Raw genomic sequence first — 23382 nt, forward strand, 5'->3', positions numbered from 1 at the left:
TAATTGAAAATATAACGTTACTCTTTCTCGTTTGTCAAACCAAAAAGATTTCCTTTTTCAAAAGTTTTCAAATCCTTTTTCAAAGTTTTGCTGTTGCGTTTTGTAAGTTCAGTAGCGTCAAGATTGCTTAAATCTGGTTTTCCAGCATTTACCCAAGCCGTATACCAAAAACTTGCCGTTGCAGTAATGGCTTTTTTCATTTGTTTTTCAACCATACCATTCAACTCCGTATGGAATTTACCGGCATATTCATCAGAATATAACATTCCACCGTATTTGTTTTTTACAATATTTCCAGTTGCATCTGTTACATACATTTTGTTTTCAGCAGTTGCAGTTCTTAGTTTTTTATCAGCGGCCAATAAAGGCTCCACTAAACTGTGTGTATCAAAAATGATATCCCAAGTTGCTTTATCCACATTCTCTAAATATTTTCCTTGCGCTACGTTTAATTTATAATCTTTAGCAAACAGTTCCGGCAAGCGACTTTCCCACAACGAATGAATTCCTTTTTGATTGGTATTTTGTCCATCATGGTTGTCTGATGTATGCAACGGCATGTGCGCATCTGCAATGTAATGACCTAAATCAGCTGCAATAAATAATATTTCGTTTTTTCTTTTGTCCTTGAAAGCCTTAGTCAATTTGACCATCATATCCTGAATGTACCAAGGCAATATTCCGTTTTTAGTCAAAAACCTCTCATCGTATTTTAGTTTCGCTTCTTCCATGTTTTTAGGAAAAGTCTCCACAGCACCAAAATTCTCCATGTCAAAATAATGGCGAGGCGGCTCTGCTTTATCGTTCAAAACATTTCTTCTTAAATCAGGAACCGTAGATTCTTGTGTAATAAAATCAATATGATTGTAAAAGAAAGTCTGCAATGGTTTTGGAAGTGCCATTACCGCCGCTCTATTGATTCGTTCATGTCCAATAACTCCCCATGACAAAATAAAAAAAGCAACTCCAAGAGTAGATAACGCGATAAGTGTAGGTCTAATTTTAAAATTTTTCATTAAATTTATTTTTTTGAAGTGCAAATGTATTTCTTTAAATCGTTATTAGAAAAAATTGGGTTTAAGATTCTGTTAATTAAAAAAGAAAACTACAAATATGTTTCGACATCAAGGAAAAAACAGAACTTTTATTCACAATCTTCGTTTAGCCACTTTATTATCTTTTGTAGCCGGAATTGTAAATGTTACCGGAGTTTTATCGATACAAACATTAACTACCAATGTTACGGGTCATTTCGCCTACTTTGCCGAAGAAATCATGAAGCGGGATTATGCAGCCGCAATTACCTTTTTTGTATTCACTATTTTCTTTTTGTTTGGCGCTTTTACCTCTAATTTTTTAGCAGAATTGATTTCCAAGAAACATCCAAATTTATCTCATCTCATTCCTATTTCTCTGGAAATGATTGTTTTGATTGGTGTTGGGATGTTCGGAGCACAATCAGCATTATCCAGCATTGAAGGAAAATGGATTGCTTTTTCGATGCTTTTTGCGATGGGAATACAAAACTCTTTGGTGACAAAAATTTCCCAATCAACAGTTAGAACAACCCATTTAACGGGGCTTTTTACTGATTTAGGAATCGAATTGTCTCAATTGTTTTTCTATAAAAAACCAGAAGAAAAGAAAAAATTAAAAACCAGTATCTATCTGAGATTATCCATTATTGCGTTCTTTTTTATCGGCTGTTTTTCAGGAGGTTTTCTTTATAATTTATTGGAAATGAAAACCCTTTTTGTTGCGGCAACTTTTTTATTAATTGCGCTTTTGTATGATTACATCCGATTGCAATTTCATGTTATCAAACGAAAAACCTTTCATCATAAAACTATTTTAGATAAATAATCGAAACCAAAGTAGCGATTGCTATAAATGTCCAAAGCAAAATTCCCTGTACAAGCGGTTTCAATCCCACCGATTTTAAAACAGTTCTATTTAATCCGGCTCCAATCAAAAACAAAGTCACCGTCAGACCAATTTTGGCAACAGAAACCAAATGCGGTGCTATTATCTTAATTTGTGGCAGATATGTATTGGTAATCATCGCCATAATAAATAATCCGATAAAATAAGGAATTTTTATTTTCCCCGATTTATTTTTAAAAATAAAAGCAGTAATCAATGCTACAGGAATAATCCATAACGCACGGGCTAATTTTACCGTTGTGGCAATTTGTAATGCTTCCGGACCATATTTACTGGCTGCTCCTACCACAGAACTCGTATCATGAATGGCAATGGCGCACCATAATCCAAACTCTTTTTGAGACAAATCCAACCAATCACCCACGGCGGGAAACAAAAATAAAGCCACCGAATTCAGAATGAATATCACTCCCAAAGCAACTGAAGTTTGTTTTTCATTTGATTTGATTACGGGCGCAATCGCTGCAATTGCACTTCCGCCACAAATTGCCGTTCCGCAAGAAATTAAATGAGATGTTTTCTTTTCCGTTTTAAACCATTTCCCCAGAAAAGTCCCTAAAACTAAAGTACTGAAAATAGAAATGACAGTAAACAAAAAGCCTTCTTTACCAGCAGAAACAGCACTGTGGACATTCATCCCAAAACCCAGTCCTATTACCGAAAACTGCAATAAAAAATGAGTTGCCTTATGATTCAATTCTAAAAAAGGATGCCCAAAAAGGTTGGCTACAATCAATCCTAACACTAAAGCAATTGGCGGAGAAACAAAAGTTGATGTGCAGAACAATAACAATGTAACAAAAATGAGTTGCTGCCATTTGGCATTTACTTTAAAAAAAATAAAAGATTCTTTTTGAATTACTTTTTGATGCGTTTCCAATGTAAAGTTGTTGAATTATTACAATACAAAGGTGGAGAGATAAATCTATTTATGCCAATCGAAAATTATAATCTGCTATAACTTTAAATTATAATGATTCGAAATGTTCTGGATAAACAAATCCGATAGTGAATCCGTTTTTCCTTGTAACGTAATGATATAAAAGAAACGTTCTATAATCAGGTCTTTAATGTCCAGTATAGTCAATTCATTGTTTTGAAGTTCTTTTTTTACCGCATGAATGGATATAAAAGCCACACAATCAGAGTTCATCAAATAGGATTTTATGCTTTCCGTACTTCCCAATTGCATTTCAATTATTAATTCTGATAGTTTAATTTCAAATGGTTTCAACGCATGTTCAATAACTTCAAGTGTTCCAGAACCTTGTTCCCGCATTAAAAAATGCATCCTTTTAAGATCCTCCTGAGTCACTTCATCAAGACTGACTAATGGATTGGAACTGTTACATACTAAAACCAATTCGTCTTTTAAAAACTCCGTATATTTAATGGACTTATTTTTTGATTGTCCTTCAACTATTCCTATTTCAATCTCCTGTTTTAATAAAGCGTTTTCTATTTGTTCCGTGTTTCCATTCAGTAAATTCACTTTTACATCTTGCAATTTTTGATGGAAACGAGCTAAAAGTGGCGGAATTATATACTGAGAAATAGTCGTACTGGCTCCTAATCGCAACAATCCGGAACGTTGATTAATCAGCGTGCTCATATCAAAATCAATTTCTCGGTATACTTCAAAAATGTTTTTGGTGTGTTTTAATAATACTTCACCGGCAGTTGTCAATGCGATTTTAGAACCATTTCTATCAAACAATTTGATTTTATATTGTTCTTCTAATTCCTGAATATGTTTGGAAATCGCAGGTTGCGTAATAAACAATTCCGTTGCAGCTTTAGTGAAACTCAAACGATTGGCAACGGTATAAAATACTTTCAGTCTAAAATCCATGTTGTTTAATTGTATTACAGTAATCCGTTGTATTTTCGAACAAACCATTCGGTTGCCAGTAAAATTGAAATCAAAACCAATAACCAAATCCAATCAATCAAAGGCGTTTTTGTAACAATGTTCTTTTCTATCGCTTTATATTCTTCATTTTCTAAAAGCGTTTTAATCAATGCATCTACTTGATCCGGGAAAAATGCTTTTCCTTGTGTTTGCGTCGCTAATTGTGTCAATTTCTCTACATCGGGATTGACAAATTGCTTTTCAATATCAAAATCAAGAATTTCAAAACTACTGGAATACGTCGTTTTAGAATTCAATTCTTTTACCGTAAACGCATAAGGGCCGGCTTTCAATCCGTCAAGATTAACTTTATAGGAATTATTTCCTTTTAATAAATCGTAGTTTTTCGTTTGCTTGGTTTTGGTATTTGTTACCGCAATAGTCAAACGGGCTTTTTCATCAAACTCATAATTTTTATTGAAATATTGCGCAGTTATTTCAATGGCTTCACCTGAATTATAAAAACTTTCATGTTCCACCACTAATGATTTTTTAGAATTATTGGAAGCCAAAAATTGAACAATCTTATCCATGAAAATATCATATTTTTCAAAAGATTGATTATTGACATGTGTTTGCAAGCGCCATTTCCATGTGTTTTCTCCCAAAAGATAAGCGGCTCGCCTACCTTGTTTTTCTGTAAAAGCCAGCAAAGGCGCATTAGTATCTATTGTTCTAATTTTCGATGAAAGCAAAACAGACACCGCTCCTTTTGTTGTTACGGTTCCAAAAGCATTTTGTAAAGGAGGTAAATTTTCAAACCCGATATTGTCTACTGCAAACAAATTAAACTGAGCATTAAAAACCGACAAATAATCTTCTTTTTGTCCGCTCATTTTAAAGCTCAAATTATCCTGATATTGATTCAAAAAATTGAAATCAGTATTATTTCCAGTAATAATAAACGTATTGATTCCGGCACCTTTATTACTCTCAAAAATGGTTTTAAATTCGGTTGTTGGCTGATATAAAATTAAAACATTAAAATCTTGCAATGCTTTGATTTCATTTGGCTTAACAATTATTACTTTACGTTGTGCATTGGATTCAATGGCCCTTTTTAGCGCCCCTAAATCAGGATGATTTATAGCAGATACTATAGCAATATTTGTTTTTTGATCTATAACTTCAACCGCAAAATTCTTGGTATTATTATACGTATTTTTTTCCTTTTCTTTCGATGAAATAGAGGCTTTAAAAACCTGTAATCCTATTTTATCAGCCGGTAAAAGTACACTTACAGTTGCCGTTTTTTTGGAAGGCGAAAAGGTAATGGATTGTTTACTGAATACCGAATTTCCTTGCGAAATGATGAAATCAGCTGTTACGCTTTTTGTTCCTGAATACTGTAAAAAAGCTTCTACAGGAAATTTATTTTTATGAAAAGCATATTTATTAACATTCAGCTGATTGATTTTAAAATCTAAAAAAGTTGTTGTATCACCTACAATTACTGGATGTACTTTATTCGCAGCATCAAAACTGTAGACATAGTCATTTCCGGAAGTTTGATTTCCATCCGTAATTAAAACTGTTGGGTAGATTGTGTTTTTATAAATGCTTTTTAGATTTTTGGCAACAACATCAATATTAGTTTGGGTTCCTTTAAAATCAAATGTTTCTGTAGGTTCAAAATCATCTGAAAATTGAAACGATTGCACGTCAAATTTCTCTTGTAAATCTGAGTTTGATTGTATTTTTTTATACAATTCCAATGCTTTTTCATTGGAATTCAAAAACGAAATAGAACTCGAATTGTCAACAACAATCGGTAAAGGCGTTTTTACGGTTTCTAAGGTGTTTTTCGTCATTATTGGATTAATCAATAACAATAAAATTCCAAAAATGGATAAAAAGCGCAAAAAAGCCAAAAACCAACCGATTTTCGATTTGTTTTTGGCTTTGTAGATATATTGAAAAAATGACAAACCGCCAGCTATTAGTAAAGAAAGAAGTAATAATAGTAAAGTGTTTGTTGTCATATTTTAGTAGTGTTCAGTCATCAGTATTCAGCAACTGAGCACTGATGACTGATCACTATTTTTTTTAGGTAAGCATTCCTCCACAAACATTCATAACCTGTCCCGTTACGTAAGCACTCATGTCTGAAGCAAAGAAAAGACACGCATTGGCAACATCTTCAGTCGTTCCGCCACGTTTCAACGGAATTCCGTCTCTCCATCCTTTTACAACATCTTCATTTAATTTAGCCGTCATTTCTGTTTCTATAAATCCTGGAGCAATTACATTGCAACGAATGTTGCGAGATCCTAATTCCAATGCTACGGATTTAGAAAAACCGATAACCCCTGCTTTAGAAGCAGCATAATTAGTTTGTCCTGCATTTCCTTTCACTCCTACAACTGAACTCATATTGATTATAGAACCAGAACGTTGTTTCAGGAAAGTACGTTGAATTGCTTTGGTCATATTAAAAACCGATTTCAAGTTGACATCAATTACTTGATCGAAATCTCCTTCAGACATACGCATCAAAAGGTTGTCTTTAGTAATTCCGGCGTTGTTTATTAGAATATCAACCGTTCCAAATTCAGCTAAAACCGCATCAACAAACGTTTGCGCTTCATTAAAATCGGCTGCGTTAGATTGATATCCTTTGGCTTTAATTCCAAGAGCATTCAATTCATTTTCTAATGCCAAAGCTGATTCTACAGATGAGCTATATGTAAATGCAACATTTGCACCATGTTTTGCAAAAACTTCAGCAATTCCTTTTCCAATTCCGCGACTCGCACCTGTAATTATGGCTACTTTTCCTTCTAGTAATTTCATATTCTATCGTTCGTTTGTATATTTTTTTATAAGACAAATATAACAATTCAATTCAAAAATTTTATGTCAAAAGCTTAAACTTTCAAAAATCTATTTATCGATTTATCCCAATAATTACTGTAAATGGCAATTAAAGTAACTAAAAACAAAAATAAGAGATACCAAGCGTTACTGAGTAAATCTAAGAAGTTCAGTTTGCCATTAGCAAAACTTAAAATTAATAATACTTGTGCACCATAAGGCAAAATCCCCTGAACAATACAAGCAAAAATATCTAGTAATGTTGCCGTTTTTTTGGAGCTTAAATTATATTCATCATTAATTTCTTTGGCAATGGCACCTGTAATAACAATGGAAACGGTATTATTGGCGATAGCCATATTTGTAAAACTCACTAAAGTTCCAATTCCCATTTGAGCCGATTTCTTGTTTTTTATTCTGGATTTAATTTTGTGAATGACAAAATCAATTCCACCTGCTTTTTCTACCAATGCAGCTAAACCACCAGTAAGCATAGATAACAAGAATATATCGGTCATACTCGTAAATCCTTCGTATATTTTTTGTGCGAAAACTAAAATGGTAAAATCAGCGCCAACAATTCCGATAATCCCTGCTACCACAATTCCGATTATTAAAGTTGTAAAAACATTAATCCCAATTATAGCAAGGATAATCACTAACAAATACGGTAAAATAGTAATTAGTTCATAACTCGATTTTGGAATAGCAACTGCCGTAACTTCTGAATTCAATCCTAAATAGAAAAGTAAAAAAATAGTAATTACCGAAGCCGGAAAAGCGATGAACAGGTTTATTTTAAATTTATCTTTCATTTCGCATCCCAAAGACTGAGTGGCCGCAATGGTTGTATCTGAAATCATCGATAGATTATCCCCTAACATGGCGCCTCCCAATAAAGAACCTGCAATTAATGCAAGTGGAGAACCGCTTTTTTCCGCAAGACTCACTGCAATTGGTCCTAAAGCCACAATTGCACCAACCGAAGTTCCTGTAGCAGTCGAAAGAAAAGAAGCAATCAGGAAAATTCCTAATGGAAAATAAGCAACATCAATATTGTTGATTCCTAAATTCACCACTGAATCGACACCTCCCATGGCTTTAGTGACAGTGGCAAAAGCGCCTGCAAGCAAATAAATTAAGCACATCGTGACAATTTTACTCTCGCCACAACCGGAAATCAGAGTATTTACTTTGTCTTCTGTTGATTGTTTGAAAAGCAAAAAAGCAGCTATAATCCCTAATAAAACTGCTACTGGAGATGGGAATGCATAAAAATCATTAAGCCAAATTCCAGCTCCTAAAAAGGTTAAAATAAAAATGAATAACGGAAGTAATGCCAATGCATTTCCTTTTTGTTGAATTTTCTTTGTCATAAATAATGGTATAAAATGAATTCATTACCACGACTACAATACAACCCAAAATATAAAAATGATTAAAACAACATTTTTTCCAAAGGATTTGGCTTATCGTTTTAGCACCTTGCTTGTTGTTGCAGGTTGCTATCCTATTAAAGGATTCGTGATAACGGGTGCAAAAGTAATTAATTATTTATGAAATAATTTGAATTTCATTCAAAAAAAATAATAATTCAAAAAAAAGCGTCACATAAAAATGTGACGCAATTATAATTAAGATATTGAAAAACAGACTTTAAATAATTAAAAAGCTACATTCCATTTTGGCAATCTTCCATTTTCGTCAAGGAAGTTTTGTAAAACTTGTCCTTCTACAAATGTTGGGATTGCTTTTGTTTTATCGTTGAATGTCTCATACCAAACCACTTCTAGCGTGCTGATATCTTCGATTTTCATTTGTGCTGGCCAAGAATATTTTCTTCCTGTTTTTGCAAATTGGTGTCCTTCTACAATTTTTTCTTTTAGACCACCATTTTTAATTTTCAAAGTTCCATCATTTTGAACAGTTCCAGTAGAACCAACCATAATCAACTCTTTTTCCTCCCCTACAGAATACACTAAAAACACTCCAGATCCTTCTGAAGCATTACAAACTTCTGCTAGACTGTCCTCTGTAGTAAATGAAAACTGATTGGTAACTTTGAATTTTTTTAACTCTTTGTACATATTATTTTATTTTTATTTGAACTGGCTTCGGCAAAAAAATACCCCACAAAATCGTGAGGCCCATTAGAAACCATTCGTTTATGTTTGTTCTTATTAGGATTACATCTGAAAAACAGCTGCATTTAATAAAGTGCAAAGATATTTCTTTAATTCAATTTATAATAAAAAAGCCCCACAAATTGTGAGGCTTTTAAAATATTTAATTAGAGTTTAGATTAACCTAAAACTTCTTTTACTTTTTTACCAATTTCAGCTGGAGAATCTACCACGTGAATTCCACATTCTCTCATAATTTGTTTTTTAGCTTCAGCAGTATCATCTGATCCACCAACGATAGCACCTGCATGTCCCATTGTACGTCCTGCTGGAGCGGTAACTCCTGCAATGAATCCTACAACTGGTTTACGGTTACCATCCGCTTTAATCCAATGAGCAGCATCAGCTTCTAATTGTCCACCGATTTCACCTATCATTACGATACATTCCGTTTCAGGGTCATTCATCAATAATTCAACTGCTTCTTTTGTAGTAGTTCCGATGATTGGGTCTCCACCAATACCGATAGCAGTAGTGATTCCTAATCCTTGTTTTACAACTTGGTCAGCAGCTTCGTACGTTAATGTACCCGATTTAGAAACAATACCAACAGTTCCTTTTTTGAAAACAAAACCTGGCATAATACCAACTTTAGCTTCACCCGGAGTAATTACACCCGGACAGTTTGGACCTATTAATCTGGAATTTCTTTCTTTAACATAACTATTTGCTTTTATCATGTCAGCAACAGGAATTCCTTCAGTAATTGCAATAATTACTTTAATTCCAGCATCTGCAGCTTCCATAATTGCATCAGCAGCAAAAGCAGGCGGTACAAAAATGATAGTTGTATCAGCTCCTGCTTGTTCTACAGCATCTTTTACAGTATTGAAAACTGGTCTGTCTAAGTGAGTTGTTCCCCCTTTTCCTGGAGTTACACCACCAACAACGTTAGTACCGTACTCAATCATTTGAGAAGCATGGAAAGTTCCTTCGCTTCCTGTAAAACCTTGAACAATTATTTTGGAATCTTTATTAACTAAAACACTCATGATATATTTTTTATGTAGTTTTTAAAATTGTAATGCAAAAGTATAAAATAGTAATCAGTAATCAGTATTCAGTATTCAGTTTTTTGATACTAAATTATGATAATTGACTCATTTGATACCCTCGAAATAGTTTATTGTCTTTTATTTGCCAAATAACCATAAAATGCGCCAATAACATTTCTTCTCTTGGATTCTCAATCGTTTTCACAAAATGAGAGTACCGTACCGAAATTAAATCATTTTCAGACATAATATGACTAATTCTAACCTTTGAACGAACATAGGCTTTACTTAAATCATTAGACAGGCTCAATAAAGAATCGTAATCCAATTGGATAAATCCCTTACTACTGTTCCATTCAACGATTACTTCAGGATGCAAAAAATCTTTTATGACTTCGCTATCGATAAGAGCATCTGATTTGTAAAATTTCTGAACGACTTCTTTAGCAGACATATTATTTTAGTTTATTTAGAATTTCTGGTATCTTCTTGATATTAGCCAATTGTTTCAATTTTTCTCTTGATTCTTCTATTGGTGTACCAAAATAGGACTTTCCTCCTTCTACTGATTTTGTAACTCCGGTTTGACCAAGAATAACTGCCTTTGCTCCTATCGTGATTCCGCTGGTCGTTCCTACTTGTCCCCAAATAGTAACTTCGTCTTCAATAACAACACAACCTGCAATTCCGGTTTGTGAAGCAATTAAACATTTTTTTCCAATAACGGTGTCATGACCTACATGCACTTGATTGTCAATTTTTGTGCCTTCCCCAATAGTGGTATCGCCAGTAACTCCTTTATCAATCGTACAAAGAGCTCCAATACCAACATTATCTTTGATGACAACTCTCCCACCGGAAAGTAATTGATCGTATCCTTCAGGACGTTTTTTATAATAAAACGCATCAGCACCAAGAATAGTTCCCGCGTGAATCATTACATTATCGCCAATTACAGTATAATCATAAATCGAAACATTAGAATGAATCAAACAATTCTTTCCAATAACAACATGATTTCCTATAAATGTATTGGGCTGTATTACAGTTCCTTCACCTATTGAAGCTGAAGTAGCTATTGAAACATTCGAAAATTGAAATGGCTTGAAATAATTTGTTAATTTATTAAAATCCCTAAAAGGATCGTCTGAAATCAACAACGCTTTTCCGTCCGGACAAGCTACATTTTTATTGATTAAAACAATAGTTGCTGCTGAGTTTAATGCTTTATCATAATACTTAGGATGATCCACAAAAACAATATCGCCTGATTCAACAACATGAATTTCATTCATTCCAGTCACTGGAAAATTCTTATCACCAACATATTCACAGTCAATGATACTTGCAATTTCTTCTAAAGTGTAAACTTTTTGGAATTTCATAAATTTAATATTCGGTTTCAATATTCAGTATTCAGCCCATTTTCAAGCTGAATACTGAACATTGTAATCTACTCTTTTACACGTTCCATGTAAGAACCTGATGCAGTATCAATTTTAATTTTATCTCCTTCATTAATAAACAAAGGGACATTTACAGTTGCACCAGTTTCAACAGTTGCTGATTTAGTTGCATTTGTAGCAGTATTTCCTTTAATTCCTGGTTCTGCATAAGTCACTTCAAGAATAACAGATGCCGGCATATCTACAGAAAGCGGTAAATCAGTTTCTGTATTGATACTTACCATTACATTTTCTCCTTCTTTCAATAAATCTGGCGAATCCAAGATGTTTTTATTCAAAGTAATTTGTTCGAAAGTCTCAGTATTCATAAAATGAAATTCATCTCCTTCTGGGTATAAAAATTGAAATTTATGGTTTTCTACTCTAACTTCTTCGATTTTATGACCAGCCGAAAAGGTGTTATCCAATACTTTTCCGTTAGTCAAACTTCTAAGTTTTGTTCTAACAAAAGCAGGACCTTTTCCTGGTTTTACATGAAGAAATTCAATGATTTTGTAAATATCGTTGTTGTATTTAATACACAATCCGTTTTTAATATCTGATGTAGATGCCATTATTTTTTTATTTTTATTACTATTTTTATTTTTGGTAACTGAAAACTACTTTAATTTTTTAGTAGTTCCCAGAATATCCTTTCATTACTCCTCTTGATGAATTTCGAATAAAATCAATGATTTCATCTCTTTCCGGTGTCGCTTCCATCTCTGCTTCAATAATACCTAAAGCTTGAGTTGTATTGTAATTTTTTTGATACAGAATTCTATAAATATCCTGAATTTCTCTTATTTTTTCAGTTGTAAAACCGCGTCTTCTTAATCCGACAGAATTAATCCCAACATAAGACAAAGGCTCTTTTGCTGCTTTTGTGAAAGGCGGAACATCTTTTCTTACTAAAGATCCACCTGATATCATCGCGTGATCTCCAATGTGGATAAATTGATGGATTGCTGCCAAACCGCCAATAACAGCAAAATTTCCAACTGTCACGTGACCAGCCAAGGCTACTCCGTTTACAATAATAGCATTATCGCCAATGTGACAATCATGAGCAATGTGTGCCGTTGCCATTACCAAACAATTATTACCTAAAGTAGTTTGTCCGGATGCTATTGTTCCTCTATTGATCGTTACACATTCTCTAATAGTACAATTGTCTCCAATTATTGCTAAAGAATCTTCTCCACCAAATTTTAAATCCTGTGGAACCGCCGAAATAACTGCGCCAGGGAATATATTACAATTTTTTCCAATTCTTGCGCCTTCCATAATGGTAACATTCGAACCTATCCAAGTTCCGTCCCCAATAACTACATTATTGTGAATGGTGGTAAATGGCTCGATGACAACATTTTTGGCGATTTTAGCGCCTGGATGAACATAGGCTAGTGGTTGATTCATCTGCTTTTTTTATTTTTTTATTTTTCAGAATACAAACGTTACTCTCATTTTTTCAAATGGAGGATTTTAGTTTTAATCTAAATCTATTGTTTTTTGGCAATTTGAGCCATTAATTCTGCTTCAGCAACTAGTTTTCCATTTGCGTAAGCATTTGCTTGCATGTGACAAATTCCTCTTCTGATAGGAGTAATTAAATCACACTTAAAAATTAAAGTATCACCAGGTAACACTTTATGTTTGAATTTGACATTGTCTATTTTCATAAAATAAGTCAAATAATTTTCTGGATCAGGAACGGTACTCAATACAAGAATTCCTCCTGTTTGTGCCATTGCTTCAACAATTAAAACGCCTGGCATAACTGGAGCTTCCGGAAAATGTCCAACAAAGAAATTTTCATTCATTGTTACATTTTTCATACCCACAACATGGGTTTCAGACATCTCAATGATTCTGTCAATCAATAAAAATGGGGGTCTGTGAGGAAGAACCGCCATTATTTTATGAATATCCATTAAAGGCTCTTGATGTAAATCATAAACAGGAACATGATTTCTTTGTTCTATTTTTATAATTTTAGCCATTTTTTTTGCGAATTGTGTATTCACAAAATGACCTGGTTTATTAGCAATTACCTTTCCTTGAATTCTTGTTCCAATCAATGCTAAATCACCCACTACATCAAGCAGTTTGTGTCTTGCCGCTTCATTTGGATAATGCAACGTAAGGTTGTCTAAAATACCATTTGGCTTAACGGTTATTTCGTCTTTTCCAAAAGCTACTTTTAAACTCTCCATGGTTGATGCAGAAATTTCTTTGTCTACATAAACAATGGCATTATTTAAATCACCTCCTTTTATCAAACCGTTTTCCAAAAGAGATTCTAATTCATGTAAAAAACTGAAGGTTCTGGACTCAGATATTTCAGTTTTGAAATCAGCAATGCTTTTCATTGTAGCATTTTGAGTACCTAGTATTTTAGTACCAAAATCTACCATTGCAGTAACTGAATAATAATCGTTTGGCATTACCAATATTTCGCTACCAGAAGCTTCATCCGTAAAAGAAATTACTTCTTTTACTACATATACATTTCTTTTAGCGTTCTGTTCTTCTATTTCTGCTTTTTCAAGCGCTTCAACAAAATATTTAGACGAACCATCCATTATAGGCAGCTCTGAAGCATCTAGCTCTATAATAACATTATCTAAATCACAACCAATTAGTGCTGCCAAAACATGCTCAGGTGTTTGAATTTTCACCCCTAATTTCTCTAAATTGGTTCCTCTTTGAGTGTTCACAACATAATTTGCATCAGCTTCAATAATAGGTTGTCCTTCCAGATCTACTCGAACAAAAGTAAAACCATTATTGACTGGAGCAGGTTTGAAAGTCATTTTTACTTCTTTTCCTGTGTGTAATCCAACTCCAGTTAGCGAAATTTCTGTTTTGATGGTCTTCTGTTTAACCATTGTTTCCATTTTTTTGGTTTAATATTTGTTTTTTTAATTCTTCTATTTCTGCAACAATTTTAGGCAAATTTTTGAAATGAACATACGATTTACTAAAATCATTGTATCCAAATGCAGGACTTCCTTGCAAGATTTCATCATCTTTTATATTTCGGCCCACACCTGATTGCGCTTGGATTCGAACATTATTTCCAATAGTTAAATGTCCAGAGATTCCAACTTGTCCGCCAATCATGCCACTTTTTCCAATTTTTGTAGAACCTGCGACACCGGTTTGAGCGGCAATTACGGTGTTCTCACCAATTTCAACATTATGCGCAATCTGAATTTGATTGTCAAGCTTTACTCCTTTTCTGATAATGGTAGAACCCATTGTAGCCCTGTCGATAGTAGTACAAGAGCCAATATCTACATTATCTTCAATAATCACATTTCCTATTTGCGGAATTTTAGTATACGTTCCGTCCGGATTTGGTGCAAAACCAAAACCATCAGCACCTATTATAGCTCCGGAATGTATTGTACAATTATTCCCGATTACGGTCTCCGAATAAATTTTTGCGCCAGCGAATAAAATTACATTATCCCCTATTACCACATTATCTCCAACGAAACAATTAGGATATATTTTTACATTTTCACCCAAAACTACATTCTGTCCCACATAACTAAAACTACCAAGATATAAATTATCTCCGTATTTTACACTCTGCGAAAGGAAAGAAGGCTGCTCTATTCCACTTTTATTCAACTTCACCTGATTGTAAAACTCTAATAATTTAGAAAATGCGGCATACGCATCCTGTACTTTTATTAATGTGGTAGTTAAAGGTGATTCCGGCACAAAAGTCTCATTAACAATTGTTACTGACGCTTTTGTGGAATATATATAATTAAGATATTTAGGATTTGATAAAAAAGTAAGTGATCCTTCAGCACCTTCTTCGATTTTTGACAATCTAAAAACTTCTGCCATGGGATTCCCAACAACTTCTCCTTCTAAAATCCCTGCTATTTGTTCTGCTGTAAATTTCATTGCGACAAAAATATAAAAAAATAGATTTTAAATGGCCTTTTTATAACAGTTGTTTTGGGAAACAAATATAATATTTGGTCACCAATTTAGATAACGATTTTAAATTCAGCTGGTCAGAAGATTCTATAACGTCTTCGATTGTGCTGTCTTTTTTCAAAATTCGTATTGGTTCGGCTTCTTTACTGTAAGCTTGGTTTTTTATTTTACCTTTAAAAATAAAATAATTGGTCTCCAATAATGAAATATTATTCTCCATCGCAAAACGTTCTTTTAGCGGCTGTAATTCTTCAATCGCCACTTTGTCACTCGTTAATTTTATTTTTAGTAAATCTCGATTGACAATCATTTTACTTAATGATGACAAAATAAAATCATCTTGTTTTTGCCAAGATTTTAAAGCACCAATAATATCAAAATCATCTAATTGAGCAAACAAATCCAACGTTTCAGCGTCAAAAGTCTCTATAGTCACTTTGTTTTGCATGAAAAATAATAATGGTTCACTGCAAGGCAATTGTACTCCTTTTAGCGTCAATTCTTTGGCGCGTTTTAAGATTTTCATCAAAATCAACTCTGCCACTAAACTAGTTTTGTGTAAATACGCCTGCCAATACATCAATCGTCTGGACATCAAAAACTTCTCTACAGAGTAAATTCCTTTTTCTTCAATTACCAAGTAATCGTCCACCACATTCATCATTTGAATCAATCGCTCCGAATTGACATTTCCTTCTGCCACTCCCGAATAAAAACTATCGCGTTTCAAATAATCCATTCGATCCATATCCAATTGACTGGAAATCAATTGCAACATGAATTTTCTATTGTATTCTCCTTTAAAAACCTGAATGGCTAAACTTAACTGACCGTTAAATTCTACATTCAATTGGTTCATGAATAATAGCGATATTTCTTCATGATGCACATCTTCAACAATGCTTTTTTCCATAGCATGTGAAAACGGACCGTGACCAATATCGTGCAACAAAATCGCAATATACAATGCATTTTCCTCTTCGGAAGATATCGAAATACCTTTGAATCGCAATACCTCGACTGCTTTTTGCATCAAATGCATACAACCCAAAGCATGATGAAAACGAGTGTGATTGGCTCCCGGATAGACTAAATACGACAATCCCATCTGGGAAATACGTCGCAGTCGTTGAAAATAGGGATGCTGGATTAAATCGTAAATTAAGGCGTTAGGAATGGTAATAAACCCGTAAATGGGATCATTGAATATTTTCAGCTTATTGATTTGACTCACTGTAACTTGTTTTGGTCAACAAATATAATGAAATTAGATTTTAAAATCAGAATCGTTTAAAAGACAATAAAAACAAGGTTTTTTTGAACAGATGTCTGCAATTTGATTTTTAAAAATCAAAACTCTTTTTTTCGTAAATTTGCTAAAGAAAGGTTCACCATAAGGTACTGCTAAAATTAAGAAATCATGGACGCACAACAATTGCAAAACGATAAACTAAACATTATAAACTGGATTACCCAGTTACAGGATTATGCGCTTGTTGAAAAGATAAAATCTTTAATGAGTTCATCGAATGAATTCTATACTTTAACAACTGAACAACAAGAAACACTCGATAGTCAAATAGGTTTAGATCCTAAATTATATACTGATGCAGATAAGTTATATGCGGATTTAAAAAGCAAATATGAATTATAAAATTATTATTTCTCCTATTGCTTCTAAAAACATTGAAGATGCTCTTGAATATTATATAGAAAAAGTAAGCAAAAAAGTGGCTGTTACTTTTTTAGAGGATTTCAGGACAACATACAAAGCACTCCAAAAAAATCCCTTGTATCAGTTTCATGATAATAATTACCGCTTTTTACCTTTTAAGAAGTTTCCGTATATTGCCTTTTTTATAGTTGACGAACCCTCGAAAACCGTTTTTCTCAACGCCGTTTTCCATACTTCGCAAAATCCTGAAAAATATCCTAAAAATATATAAAACAACAAAACTACTCTTGTTAAAATAATGTTTTTTTGCTTTTCACTTCTAAGAGATTATTTAATCTAACTTATTAGGAAGTTAAAGTCGGGAGATTTTGTCTTTATTTTGTATTCATTGAAAAACAAAAAAAATAACCCGATTAGTCTTTTGATGAGAAAAAACAAAAATCCGGCTATTCCAATTTTTTCGAGACAGGATTTTCAATTAGAATTCATTTTTGTTGATATAAGGATACGTCCAAAGAATTACAGTAAGCGTTACGGCTTTAAACCAAGCGGAATACATTGCTTCCACTGTTTCGGCATCGTGTCCTTTTTTAGTTAAAAATCCTTTGATCGTTGCCGTGATTGGAAAAATAAATGCTACCATATAACGGTAGTGAATAATAGGAACGGTGTCCACATCATCCGTTTTATTTTTCTTACTACTGTGATGTCTCAAAGCAATTTCGTGTTGATAGTTCAGCCAAGTTTGGTCATACGGTTTGTTGCATAAGTCCATAATCCATTGTCCGAATCTTGCTCTAACAGCTGTGAGATAGTCCATATTGGGCTGTCCGTTCTTAGAAAAATAATGAACCAAGTGTTCGTTACCGCCAACAAAATCATACCAAAGGTCAAGTATCTCATTGGTTTGGTCTTTCAATACTTCGCCTGCAAGACGCAGATTTTTTTCATCTTCTTCTGTAAACAATACCGTTTTTTTAAGGAGCTCTAAATCGGCAATGCTTACAGGTGATTGCCCTACTTGCCCGTAGGCATACCCTTTGATATCTTTTTCCATTTTTTTAATTTAATTAATGAAACAAGATATAAAGTTAATAAATAAATTTATAGATTTTGCTAAAAATAGTATCGTTACTATCTGAAAACCAATTATTTAATACTTTTTTTTACAAAGTAAAAACAGCAGTTCAAAATGTATTGGGTTCATCGTTCATTTTTTTGACCAAAAAAGCAGCAAATTTTGATAAGAAGGTTTATACTTTCAGTTGAATTGGTATCCAAATTTCTTCTTCGGAACTCGGATCGTTATTCTTGTATTTTTCTCCTAATAATTCAAAATGCATTCTATCATCCAAAACGTATTCAGAGTTGGGCAACCAGATTCCAAAAATATACTGAAATGTTTTTGAGGCAGTCGTCACATCGCCTTTATGAACAAAAACCGCATACAATCCTCCAGCCAAAGTAATCGGTTCCATTGCCTCTGGAATTTGATTGAAATCAGTTACAGCAACGGCTGCCCATTTTTCGAATTCAGTATTGGGATTAAAAGTATTAAAATACGACGCGTCGTATTTTTGTATGGAATATAAATCCGTATCAATATTATTTTTAATTTCCTTTCGCCTTGGCATGAAGCTTTTCCATAGTTCCGCTGTTTTATTATTGGATAACGAAAGTGTAATTCTTTTTCCAATTAGCTTTTTCTCCGATAGTGTTTCAATTCTTGGAATCATATAAAAGTTGCTTTTTACATTTAACGTCCTTAGTTACTGATTAAGTTATAGAAAAATACAAATCCAAACATAAGAAGCGTAATAAATACGAATCCAAAGAACATACTTTTTTGAGACTCAATTACTGGTTTGTTATCTTTGTATAAACTCATTACCACTCCGTTTTGACCATACCCTAGAATAAATTTACAAGCTACTTCTTGATCATTTTCAATCATTTTAAAATGATGCGTTGCTCCTGTTATGGAACGTTTCTCCGAAACTACTTTTCCGTTTAATACTATAGTTTCTTTTGCCATAAAAGAATTAAAAACTTCTATTTTGTTGTCTCCAAGATTGATTGTGGTAAATTTCATATTATCTTTTTGTTTAATTTTATTAATCAGTTGCTAAAATAGCGTAACCGTAATTATCTGACCAGCCGGATGACAATGGCAATAATTTTCGGGTGTGGGCTTCTCTTGTCATTCCTGTTTTTTCCAAAACACTGATGGAACCAATATTTTCCACCGCACAACCTGCTTCAATACGATGCAGATTCAGTTCATTAAAACCAAAACGGAGAATTTCTTTCAAAGATTCTGTAGCGTAGCCTTTGTTCCAATGGTCTTTGCGGAATTTAAACCAAACTTCGGCATTTTTATATTTTACTTTTCCCAAATTGATTCCTATTAATCCTATAATTTGGTTTCCGGTATTTAATTCGACCGCAAAAGTAAAATGGGTCGTAAGCGCTTTGTTGTTTTCAAAAATCCACTTTTCTAAAAGTAGTTTTGTTTCTTCGATAGCTGCCGGAATTCCTAACGTATTGAATTCATCTGTTTCTTTCAAAGAATGTAATTCGTGAATATAATCCAAATCCAATAGTACAATTGGTCTTAGAATTAATCGTTCTGTTTTGAGAATTATTTGGTTCATTTTTTGTTTTTAAAATTACTACAGTTAACCCTATCAGGGTTAACTTTGGATAAGATTGGGCTATCGAATCGTTTAGATACCGAGCGGTCAGGATTGATATTCAAACTATCTAAAATTAATCTTCAAGTTGTAAAGTTGACGCTGCCCTAACTTCTTTTAAGAGAATTTTACCGCATTTCATATCTTTTTTATCAATTAAAAATATAGTTTTTCTGTTAGGGTTTATGATATTTATTGCTTGAATTAAATCAAATTGTGTAAGAAATTCGAAAGTTATTATAGTGTCTTTATTCAATTTTAGAAATGACTTTTTTTCTTTTCGTGTCTCGCTAAATTCTGTCCTCCCAAATACAACATAACCATTGTCAGCTATAGTTTTTCCATAAAAAATGTAATAATAATTTTCTGTTTTTCTTTTGTTTTCAGGATTAATATCAACTTTATGATATTGCTTATGATCTTTTTCAAAATAGACATAAAGCGTATCACTTTTTTTGATTTTGTCTATGTTTTGAGCGTTTATAGTATTTAATGTAAATGTAATAATGGTTAATAATATATTTTTCATAATGATTTAATTTTAATTACAAACATTACGTAAAGATTTTCTACCTAATAATATTGTATTGATTGTATTTTGCCATTTTCGTAGCTTCAATAATATTGTTTACAGTTCCATCATTATTAAAAGTCCCAATCTCATTTTTAAAAAAATCGCAATTTTGTAAACCAGTTAATGATAGATTTTCTATAAATTCATTCCAATCAAATGGGGCTGCCTTTACATTAAATGCGCATTAATTCTATTTTTTTTTCTAATTGCCACTTATTATTTACTTTGTGGAAAAGAAAGGCATTAACAACTCCGTCTTTTGGCGAAGATTGCTTTAAAAAAAAAATTATTGCATGATGGTCATTAATATAGGGCTTATAAAACTTTAATATTCCTACATATTTAGTTCTAGATATTCTATCCATCTTGTAATTTATGAAATCAACTATTTCATACTTTCCAGTTTGTTTTAATCTATTTAAATCTATTAATTTTAATTCAAAATTTGGTTGTTCGTGCAATAATTTTAAATACTCTTTATAGTTACCAGTCTTTAATACTTCGACTACTCCATTTCGAAATTCTTTTGATTCTGCAAATTTTCTATCTATACAAATTTTATAACCATCAAAGGTATTCTTGTCTGGTTTTGTTGTGTCATTTGGGGTTAAAAAAAACGTATGATACTCATAGGCAATCGTATCTGTTAACGTCAGAAAATTATCGTCCAAAATAGCATAAAAAACATCATCTTGACTTTTTTTGCAACTCAACATAGTAATTAGGGCAAGACAGCCATATATATACTTTTTCATAAAAAAAAATTAAAAATATTTGCTAAACTTAATCACAACACTTCCTGCATTGTCATAATCTATAATAACATTAAAAGCATCTCTTTCAAAACCTTTACCAAAATCATAAACCCCTTCACTTATTTTATTTTGTTGAGTGGCCAAATGCACATATTCATGTAGTAGGGTTACTGCTAATAAAAATGCTGTTGCTTCTTGAGTGCTTTCTAAAAATGCTTGTTCCAAGCCTCTCACATAACTGGCACTAATATGTAAAGTATTGATCCCTTTTTCCTTATTATAAAACCCATATCTTCCATACATTTCTTCGATTTTAATGATTGGACCTTGACCAAATGTTAAATGGTCTAAAATTTCTTCTTTCCTAAAATTTGAATAAGTTTGCAGTGCAGCCAATACTTTTGGATTGTTTTTCACAAATGTTTTCAGTTTTTTAACCATGTTAACAAATCTCGGATAAAGTGTTTCGTAATTATCCGCGAAATTAAATTTAAAATCTGGTTCCTTTAATGGATTTAAGTCCGTAAATGCACTTCCATCATCTCCTGTGTATGTCCATGTAAATGGAGGTTTTACAAAATCAAAATAAGTGTGTTGTGGATTATTTATAAATGCCTTAATCATCTCCAAAGCAAAAGCTTTAGCTTCATCAGAGAAAAGATTTTTTTCAAGGTAAGATCCTAAAACATTATATTCATCAATAGTTGCGGTATTTACAAGCCAATTGTAAGCATCAGAATCAGAAGCTAAGCTTAATTTAAAGGCTAACGGACAGCATTTACGCGCTATCGAACCGTTAAGACATTCGAGCGTTCGGGGTGAAATAATAGCACGGTTGAGATTTACAGTCATACAATTTAAACTTTTTTAGTATCATTCGATTTTATAAATAATCAAAATTTCTTTCGATTTATTTTTATAAATATCTAAAAAAAGTTTAACTCTTCTATTTTCAAGATTATTATAAATTTTTGAATTAAAATAATCATAATTAAAAGTTTTATCATTTATTGGTAAGCCAATAATTTTTTTAGACTTTTCAGAATAGTAATATAGGCTTGTTGTTAAACTACCTTCATTGATTCCTGTTAACTTAGAAGTTGTTTTTTTATCTATGTTTGTTTTCCCCACACTGCTTAAAACAACCTCAATTGTTCTTTTCTCCATTATTTTTTTACTTTGAGAACAACAACTATTGAAGATTATCAACATTAGAAATATTTTTTTCATTATAGTTTAGTTTTACTTTTTCTAATTTGGGTTATTACATAATCGTGGGCTACAGAACTAAAATAACCATTACATTGCGATTTTCCGCTAATTTTACCGGTTGATGAATTATAATATAGTAGATTTAAGGGACTAGTCCCTTCACTTATATTACCAGAAGCATTATCATAAAACTGAAAATAATTACCATTGCTATTACTTCCCATTCCTACTATTACTACAAAATGATCGGTTGAATTATCCGGATTACCAGGGTGCCCTGGATTATCATCAATTCCTACAACGACAGGTATATTATTATTTAAAGCATACTTTAAATAATTTAAACCTTTTAAAAGATTCGTCTGATTAACTCCATTCTGTTCAGTATATATTTGAAATGTTTGTCCTACTGATCCATAGTTTGATATTTGATAACCTTTTTTTGCAATTTGTGCTTTCGCATAATCCATACAGTTTCTTTTAATTCCAGGAGAACCCCAACCAACAAACTCTCTTGTAGGTATTACTTGAGAAATAGCTGTCCACATTTGTTGTGGATTAAAATCACTGTAAGTATTAGTGTCATATCCACCATCTATATTATTATCTATGTCTATAGCATTATTCACATCAAAAGAAGTTCTACTATATAAAACATCATCAAATGTTTTGTTTGGATTAGCTATTAAATAATCAATTGCCAAATTAGCAAAAGCTTTAGCTTCATCTGAGAAAGGATTTTCTTCAAGAAAAAAACCTAATGCATTATATTCATCAATAGTTGCTGTATTTACAAGCCAATTGTAAGCATCAGAATCAGAAGCTAAGTTTAATTTAAAGGCTAACGGATCTGCACCTTCAGGGACTTGATTTTCTATGATGCTTGATATAATAATATTATTGTTGGCTGTAGTTACATTACTGTTGCCACCACCGGACTGATTGTTATTGGCAAGATAGGTTGATGCAGCTGCAGTAGAATTTGAATCACTTGTACAAAATGTATCCGAAAGATATTGTGAAAATGGAGATGAACATCCAGGAGTGTCCTTACAACCACATGCGCTATCATGATAATGAGTACCGGTACTTTTAAGCCCAGAACAAGGATAGTTAATTATAATTGACACGTTATAGCAATAAGCACTACCCCCTCCAGAAGGGTCTCCATTATCAGTGCCAGAACCACCAGGCGCATCTATTAATGCAATTTCTCT

The 23382-nt window shown here is 32.7% G+C and carries 27 protein-coding genes and 1 riboswitch; of the genes, 3 read left to right on the top strand and 24 right to left on the bottom strand.

Going from position 1 to position 23382, the window contains the following annotated elements; all coding sequences use genetic code 11:
* Positions 1-17: 17 nt before the first annotated feature.
* On the bottom strand, positions 18-1016 hold the full coding sequence (locus E0I26_RS11720; RefSeq protein ID WP_131916665.1) for a zinc dependent phospholipase C family protein: 999 nt from the start codon (positions 1014-1016) through the stop codon (positions 18-20).
* Positions 1017-1113: 97 nt separating this feature from the next.
* On the opposite strand from E0I26_RS11720, the gene E0I26_RS11725 reads away from it, so the two are divergent.
* A complete protein-coding gene (locus tag E0I26_RS11725) occupies positions 1114-1863 on the top strand; it encodes a YoaK family protein (RefSeq protein ID WP_131916666.1) in 750 nt (249 codons plus the stop codon).
* Here the strand turns inward: E0I26_RS11725 and E0I26_RS11730 are convergent.
* The 14 genes from E0I26_RS11730 to E0I26_RS11795 all read right to left on the bottom strand — a co-directional run bounded on the left by E0I26_RS11730 (position 1847) and on the right by E0I26_RS11795 (position 16490).
* The gene (locus E0I26_RS11730; RefSeq protein ID WP_394346101.1) at positions 1847-2749 is read right to left on the bottom strand and encodes a YeiH family protein; all 903 of its coding nucleotides are present in this window, start codon (positions 2747-2749) and stop codon (positions 1847-1849) included. The genes E0I26_RS11725 and E0I26_RS11730 overlap by 17 nt on opposite strands.
* Positions 2750-2899: 150 nt before the next feature.
* Positions 2900-3796: a LysR family transcriptional regulator gene (locus tag E0I26_RS11735; protein WP_131916667.1), complete on the bottom strand. Its 897-nt coding sequence runs from the start codon at positions 3794-3796 to the stop codon at positions 2900-2902.
* Between the two features lie 14 nt (positions 3797-3810).
* On the bottom strand, positions 3811-5838 hold the full coding sequence (locus tag E0I26_RS11740) for a hypothetical protein (protein ID WP_131916668.1): 2028 nt from the start codon (positions 5836-5838) through the stop codon (positions 3811-3813).
* 64 nt (positions 5839-5902) lie between these two features.
* Positions 5903-6649 carry a 3-oxoacyl-[acyl-carrier-protein] reductase gene (gene fabG / locus E0I26_RS11745; protein ID WP_035672321.1) on the bottom strand — a complete coding sequence of 249 codons (747 nt, stop codon included), beginning with the start codon at positions 6647-6649 and terminating at the stop codon, positions 5903-5905.
* Between the two features lie 74 nt (positions 6650-6723).
* Complete coding sequence (locus tag E0I26_RS11750; protein WP_131916669.1) at positions 6724-8046, bottom strand: Na+/H+ antiporter NhaC family protein; 1323 nt, start codon at positions 8044-8046, stop codon at positions 6724-6726.
* A gap of 63 nt (positions 8047-8109) precedes the next feature.
* A riboswitch (SAM-I-IV-variant riboswitch) is annotated at positions 8110-8206 on the bottom strand.
* 128 nt (positions 8207-8334) lie between these two features.
* Positions 8335-8757: a hypothetical protein gene (locus E0I26_RS11755; RefSeq protein ID WP_131916670.1), complete on the bottom strand. Its 423-nt coding sequence runs from the start codon at positions 8755-8757 to the stop codon at positions 8335-8337.
* Positions 8758-8972: 215 nt separating this feature from the next.
* Entirely contained in the window at positions 8973-9845 is an 873-nt protein-coding gene (gene sucD / locus E0I26_RS11760; protein WP_131916671.1) for a succinate--CoA ligase subunit alpha, read from the bottom strand.
* A gap of 94 nt (positions 9846-9939) precedes the next feature.
* Positions 9940-10302: a nuclear transport factor 2 family protein gene (locus E0I26_RS11765; protein ID WP_131916672.1), complete on the bottom strand. Its 363-nt coding sequence runs from the start codon at positions 10300-10302 to the stop codon at positions 9940-9942.
* Position 10303: 1 nt separating this feature from the next.
* The gene (locus E0I26_RS11770; protein ID WP_131916673.1) at positions 10304-11233 is read right to left on the bottom strand and encodes a UDP-3-O-(3-hydroxymyristoyl)glucosamine N-acyltransferase; all 930 of its coding nucleotides are present in this window, start codon (positions 11231-11233) and stop codon (positions 10304-10306) included.
* A gap of 68 nt (positions 11234-11301) precedes the next feature.
* Positions 11302-11868: an elongation factor P gene (gene efp / locus E0I26_RS11775; RefSeq protein ID WP_035672298.1), complete on the bottom strand. Its 567-nt coding sequence runs from the start codon at positions 11866-11868 to the stop codon at positions 11302-11304.
* A 58-nt stretch (positions 11869-11926) separates the two neighbouring features.
* On the bottom strand, positions 11927-12712 hold the full coding sequence (gene lpxA, locus E0I26_RS11780; protein ID WP_131916674.1) for an acyl-ACP--UDP-N-acetylglucosamine O-acyltransferase: 786 nt from the start codon (positions 12710-12712) through the stop codon (positions 11927-11929).
* Between the two features lie 83 nt (positions 12713-12795).
* Entirely contained in the window at positions 12796-14184 is a 1389-nt protein-coding gene (locus E0I26_RS11785; RefSeq protein WP_131916675.1) for a bifunctional UDP-3-O-[3-hydroxymyristoyl] N-acetylglucosamine deacetylase/3-hydroxyacyl-ACP dehydratase, read from the bottom strand.
* Positions 14177-15220: a UDP-3-O-(3-hydroxymyristoyl)glucosamine N-acyltransferase gene (lpxD, locus tag E0I26_RS11790; protein WP_131916676.1), complete on the bottom strand. Its 1044-nt coding sequence runs from the start codon at positions 15218-15220 to the stop codon at positions 14177-14179. Before lpxD ends, E0I26_RS11785 begins: the two co-directional genes overlap by 8 nt.
* Positions 15221-15260: 40 nt before the next feature.
* Positions 15261-16490: an HD domain-containing protein gene (locus E0I26_RS11795; protein WP_131916677.1), complete on the bottom strand. Its 1230-nt coding sequence runs from the start codon at positions 16488-16490 to the stop codon at positions 15261-15263.
* A 186-nt stretch (positions 16491-16676) separates the two neighbouring features.
* Between E0I26_RS11795 and E0I26_RS11800 the strand changes: the two genes are divergently transcribed.
* Together E0I26_RS11800 and E0I26_RS11805 are read left to right on the top strand one after the other, a co-directional pair.
* Positions 16677-16910: a hypothetical protein gene (locus tag E0I26_RS11800; RefSeq protein WP_131916678.1), complete on the top strand. Its 234-nt coding sequence runs from the start codon at positions 16677-16679 to the stop codon at positions 16908-16910.
* Positions 16900-17202, top strand: a complete 303-nt coding sequence (locus E0I26_RS11805; RefSeq protein ID WP_131916679.1) for a type II toxin-antitoxin system RelE/ParE family toxin — start codon at positions 16900-16902, stop codon at positions 17200-17202. The genes E0I26_RS11800 and E0I26_RS11805 overlap by 11 nt, the downstream gene beginning before the upstream one ends.
* Positions 17203-17409: 207 nt before the next feature.
* Here E0I26_RS11805 and E0I26_RS11810 read toward each other — a convergent pair whose 3' ends face one another.
* From E0I26_RS11810 to E0I26_RS16505, 9 genes are all read right to left on the bottom strand, one after another.
* Entirely contained in the window at positions 17410-17988 is a 579-nt protein-coding gene (locus E0I26_RS11810) for a protoglobin domain-containing protein (protein ID WP_131916680.1), read from the bottom strand.
* Between the two features lie 196 nt (positions 17989-18184).
* Positions 18185-18667, bottom strand: coding sequence for a GyrI-like domain-containing protein (locus tag E0I26_RS11815; protein ID WP_131916681.1), 483 nt, complete (start codon positions 18665-18667; stop codon positions 18185-18187).
* A 29-nt stretch (positions 18668-18696) separates the two neighbouring features.
* Positions 18697-19023 carry a hypothetical protein gene (locus tag E0I26_RS11820; protein ID WP_131916682.1) on the bottom strand — a complete coding sequence of 109 codons (327 nt, stop codon included), beginning with the start codon at positions 19021-19023 and terminating at the stop codon, positions 18697-18699.
* Positions 19024-19045: 22 nt separating this feature from the next.
* Positions 19046-19585, bottom strand: coding sequence for a GNAT family N-acetyltransferase (locus tag E0I26_RS11825; protein WP_131916683.1), 540 nt, complete (start codon positions 19583-19585; stop codon positions 19046-19048).
* Between the two features lie 115 nt (positions 19586-19700).
* Positions 19701-20153: a hypothetical protein gene (locus E0I26_RS11830; protein WP_131916684.1), complete on the bottom strand. Its 453-nt coding sequence runs from the start codon at positions 20151-20153 to the stop codon at positions 19701-19703.
* A 218-nt stretch (positions 20154-20371) separates the two neighbouring features.
* Complete coding sequence (locus tag E0I26_RS11835) at positions 20372-20953, bottom strand: hypothetical protein (protein ID WP_131916685.1); 582 nt, start codon at positions 20951-20953, stop codon at positions 20372-20374.
* A gap of 9 nt (positions 20954-20962) precedes the next feature.
* Positions 20963-21805, bottom strand: coding sequence for a hypothetical protein (locus E0I26_RS11840; RefSeq protein ID WP_131916686.1), 843 nt, complete (start codon positions 21803-21805; stop codon positions 20963-20965).
* 21 nt (positions 21806-21826) lie between these two features.
* The gene (locus E0I26_RS11845; RefSeq protein ID WP_165929441.1) at positions 21827-22120 is read right to left on the bottom strand and encodes a hypothetical protein; all 294 of its coding nucleotides are present in this window, start codon (positions 22118-22120) and stop codon (positions 21827-21829) included.
* A 62-nt stretch (positions 22121-22182) separates the two neighbouring features.
* Positions 22183-23382: C1 family peptidase (locus tag E0I26_RS16505; RefSeq protein ID WP_165929442.1), on the bottom strand; the 1200-nt coding region annotated here is incomplete at its 5' end.

The sequence above is a fragment of the Flavobacterium rhamnosiphilum genome, assembly GCF_004349195.1.
GTDB classification, from domain to species: Bacteria; Bacteroidota; Bacteroidia; order Flavobacteriales; family Flavobacteriaceae; genus Flavobacterium; species Flavobacterium rhamnosiphilum.